Origin of the sequence: Acidocella sp., assembly GCF_035535915.1 — a bacterium.
Lineage (GTDB): Bacteria > Pseudomonadota > Alphaproteobacteria > Acetobacterales > Acetobacteraceae > Acidocella.
The window spans coordinates 1-3623 of the sequence record NZ_DATLPB010000121.1; the positions used below are offsets into that span (position 1 = coordinate 1).

The 3623-nt window shown below is 65.3% G+C and carries 3 protein-coding genes; 2 read left to right on the forward strand and 1 reads right to left on the reverse strand.

The annotated features are described in order from the left end of the window. Window positions 1-182, forward strand: a 182-nt coding sequence (locus VNC39_RS16185) for a hypothetical protein (RefSeq protein WP_325400689.1), incomplete at its 5' end; no start/stop codon positions are given. A 146-nt stretch (window positions 183-328) separates the two neighbouring features. Here the strand turns inward: VNC39_RS16185 and VNC39_RS16190 are convergent. Continuing rightward, entirely contained in the window at window positions 329-1891 is a 1563-nt protein-coding gene (locus VNC39_RS16190) for a class I SAM-dependent methyltransferase (protein ID WP_325400690.1), read from the reverse strand. Between the two features lie 291 nt (window positions 1892-2182). On the opposite strand from VNC39_RS16190, the gene VNC39_RS16195 reads away from it, so the two are divergent. After that, complete coding sequence (locus tag VNC39_RS16195; RefSeq protein WP_325400691.1) at window positions 2183-3592, forward strand: NAD(P)/FAD-dependent oxidoreductase; 1410 nt, start codon at window positions 2183-2185, stop codon at window positions 3590-3592. The last annotated feature ends 31 nt before the right edge of the window (window positions 3593-3623 follow it).

Consider the following 3623-nt stretch of genomic DNA (forward strand, 5'->3'; position numbering starts at 1 on the left):
TTCTCTTTTTGGAATTATGGGAACGGGCCCCCACGCCCGGCCCTGCCGCAGCGCTGCGGGTCCAGCAGATCCGCCGCGCCAATCCCGAACTCGCCGCGGCAATCCGCCACGAGATCGGCAACGTTCCGGCCGAGGATCACGCTTGCGGGGCCAAACAACGCGCCAAGACGCGGTCTCATTAAAAGAAAGCAGCCGCTTTTTTGAAAAAAAGCGGCGCAAAAAACTTTTATTGACGCTGGGCCTGAGGCGCCGAAACCCGCACGGGCCCAAAGTAAACAAAGTTTTTTTGCTACTTTTTGTTCACAAAAAGTAGCGCTTCCTCGCTTGCCTAGCTTCTTCCCTCGCCTGCCTCAGGCACTATCCCAAGCTGCCGCAACACCGGCAAACGCGTGGCGATGAATCGCTCCAGCGCCTGGCGCAGCATGGCCCGCGTGCCGTCCGGATCGGTCGGCACGCCGTTGTGCTGCGGCACCAGGCCCCGCGCCAGGAGCATCGCGAAAAGGCGGCCGATGGCCGGCTCCAGATCATCCGGCAGTCCGGCGGAAAACTCTTCGAACACCACCGTCTCGAACGTGTCCGCCGGCAAGCCGGTGCCGAGCTTCGGCGCCAGCAGATATTTGAGGGCGCCGCCCTGGCGGTTATGCTGGCCGATCGCGCGGTTGAGCGCGCCGGCCCGCTCCAGTTCCGGCTTGTGCGCCGCCAGCATCGGATGGGCGCGTTCGGTCTCGCATAGGACGCTGACGATTTCCTTGGTGGCGGCCAAGTCGCCGAGGCTTCGGCGCAATTCCCCCACCGGCAACGGCCCCGCACGCAACCGTTCCTGCACCTCGCCGTAAACGCCCCGGTCCAAGGTCCGGCTGGTGCTGCCGCCGGTGGCGATGGTGATCTCCGCCTCGTCCTGGCCGCAAAATTCCGTCAGGATAATTTCGTCGAGCAGCGCCGTGACCTCACCCGCCACCGGCTTTTCCGTGCCGCGGCGGAAAAGGTCCCGGCGCAGGGTGCGCGCGGCGCCGAGATCGCGCAGCACCTCCTTCATACGCGCATCGCCGGTCTGCGCCATGACGGCGGCGACGGAAGGCGGGACGGACAGCGCATCGATGTTCTCAAACAGCGTCGCGCTGCCGATGAAGCCGCATTTCGCCTCATCCATGTCGCGCGCCATGGCATCGGGGAACATCGGCTCCCAGGTCCCGTGCAACAACTCATGGGCGAGGTAATGCGGGTTCTCCTTGCTCAGATAATCCAGCCGCGCCGCGACGAGCGGGTTATGCGCGAAGAAGGCGGCATCGCCGCGGATCAGCTCGTTCATGAAGCCGAACGCGCCGGGCAGCATTTCCTCGACCGGGCCGCGCCGGGTTTCGCTATAGAGCCGTATCAGGCGCTGCGCCGGCACCATCGCCGCCCAGCCGGCGAGCGAATTGTAGCTCGCATAGACCACGCCGCCGGGCGCTAGCCGGTCACGGATGAACTGCAGCACGAACGCCCGCTGCGTCGTGGAGACCCAACTCCAGATGCCCTGCAGCACGATGAAATCCATTTGCGGCAGCGCCTCGCGCGGCAGCGCCGCCAGGTCCGCGAAGGACGTCTCGGCGAACATTGCATTGCCGATCCCCGCTTGTGCCGCCATGACCCGCGCATTGTCGATGTGCGCCGGGCTGAAATCGAAGCCGTACACCTCTGCCTCGGGGTGGCAGGCGGCGACGCCAAGCGCGGTGAAGCCGTGGCCGCAGCCGAGATCGCACCAGCGGAACGGGCGATCGATGCGCGGCGGCCGGTGCCCGCTCAGCAGCGTGGCCAGCGACAACCAGGCCGGCGTCGTGTGCCGATAAAATGCCGTGCTATAGGTGACGTCAGTCAGATAGCCATCGGTCCAGTCAGTCATCATGTCCATTCGCGCTTCAGTGCCCGACACATGCACCACACGCCCTGCAAAGGCCAGACGAGCCTGGCCGGTCGGCGGGCCACGGTACGAATGATAAGGCTGTCATGCAAAACGGGGCGCCAAACCGTGCGCCATCCAGGCAACGCGCGCCAGGTGCATGGCTATACATGAACGATCCACAAGCTTATCCCGATTTCTGTGGAATTTTCTCTATCAGAACGAATCTTTATCGCAACGATCCTGCCGGCCGCGCGGATATCCTGAATTCGCCTATCGCCTCAGCTACAAGGATTTGGACCCATGCCGAAATTGAACACGCTGTCCGCGCCGCCCGACGCCGCATCCGGCACGTCGCAGATCGATCCGCCACCGGCGCCGGCGTCGCAGCTCCCTGAGGCCAATAAAGGCCCGAACATCGTCGTGGTCGGCGGCGGCGCCGCAGGGCTGGAGCTGGTGACAAGGCTCGGCGACCGCCTGGGCCGGCCGGGGCGGGCGCGCATCACATTGGTGGAACGTGCCCGGACACATCTGTGGAAACCTCTGCTGCACGAGGTGGCCGCCGGCAGCCTCGATCCCAATGCCCATGAGGTGAACTATCTCGCCCAGGCGCACTGGCACGGCTTCCGCTACCGGTTCGGCGAAATGGTCGGGCTCGATCGCGCCGCCAAAAAACTCCACCTCGGCGGCACGTTCGACGATGAAGGGCGCGAAATCACGCCGCCGCGCGCCATCGATTACGACATATTGGCGATCGCCATCGGCAGCGTGACGAATGATTTCGGCACGCCGGGCGCCGCGGAACATGCCGTGCGGCTGGAAACGCCGGCCCAGGCCGCGCGTTTCAACCGACGGTTGGTTAATGCGTGCCTACGTGCGCAGACACAGGCCGAGCCGGTCCGTCCGGGCCAATTGCATGTCGCGATCATCGGGGCCGGCGCGACCGGCACGGAACTCGCCGCCGAGCTGCACCGGACCCTGCGCGAAGTCATCGCCCACGGGCTCGACCGCATCGACCCGCAGCGCGACATCCGCATCGTGCTGATCGAGGCGGCGGACCGCCTCCTGCCGGCCTTGCCGGAACGCATTTCCAGAGCTACCCGCCGCCTGCTCGAAAATATGGGGGTGGAAGTGCGGACCGGCGCGCGCGTGAAGGAAGTTACGGGCCAGGGCATCCGGCTGGCGGATGACAGCTTCATTCCCGCCGAACTGGTGGTGTGGGCGGCGGGCGTCAAAGCGCCCGAAATCCTGCGCGATCTGGACGGGCTGGAGGTCAACCGCCTCAACCAGCTGGTGGTCGAGCCGACCTTGCAGACGACCCGCGACCCGAACATTTTCGCCCTCGGCGATTGCGCCGCCTGCGCGCTGCCCGGCGGCGCGGGGTTCGTGCCGCCGCGCGCGCAGGCCGCGCATCAGCAGGCCGACCATATGCTGGCGCAGATCGAAAAGCGCCTCCGCGGCCAGGAGCTCGCGCCCTTCGTCTACCGGGATTTCGGCTCGCTGGTCTCGCTCGGCCACCACAGCACCGTCGGCAATTTGATGGGCACGATCTTCGGCCGCGGCGTTTTCATCGAGGGGCTGTTTGCCCGGATGATGTATCAGTCGATGCGCGTGATGCATGAGCGCGCGTTGAATGGCACGTTCCACGCTGTCATCAGCTTCCTCTCACGCGGCCTGTCGCGGCACACGGGGCCTTCGGTGAAACTTCATTAGAAAGCAAGTGGCCGCTTTTTGAAAAAAGCGG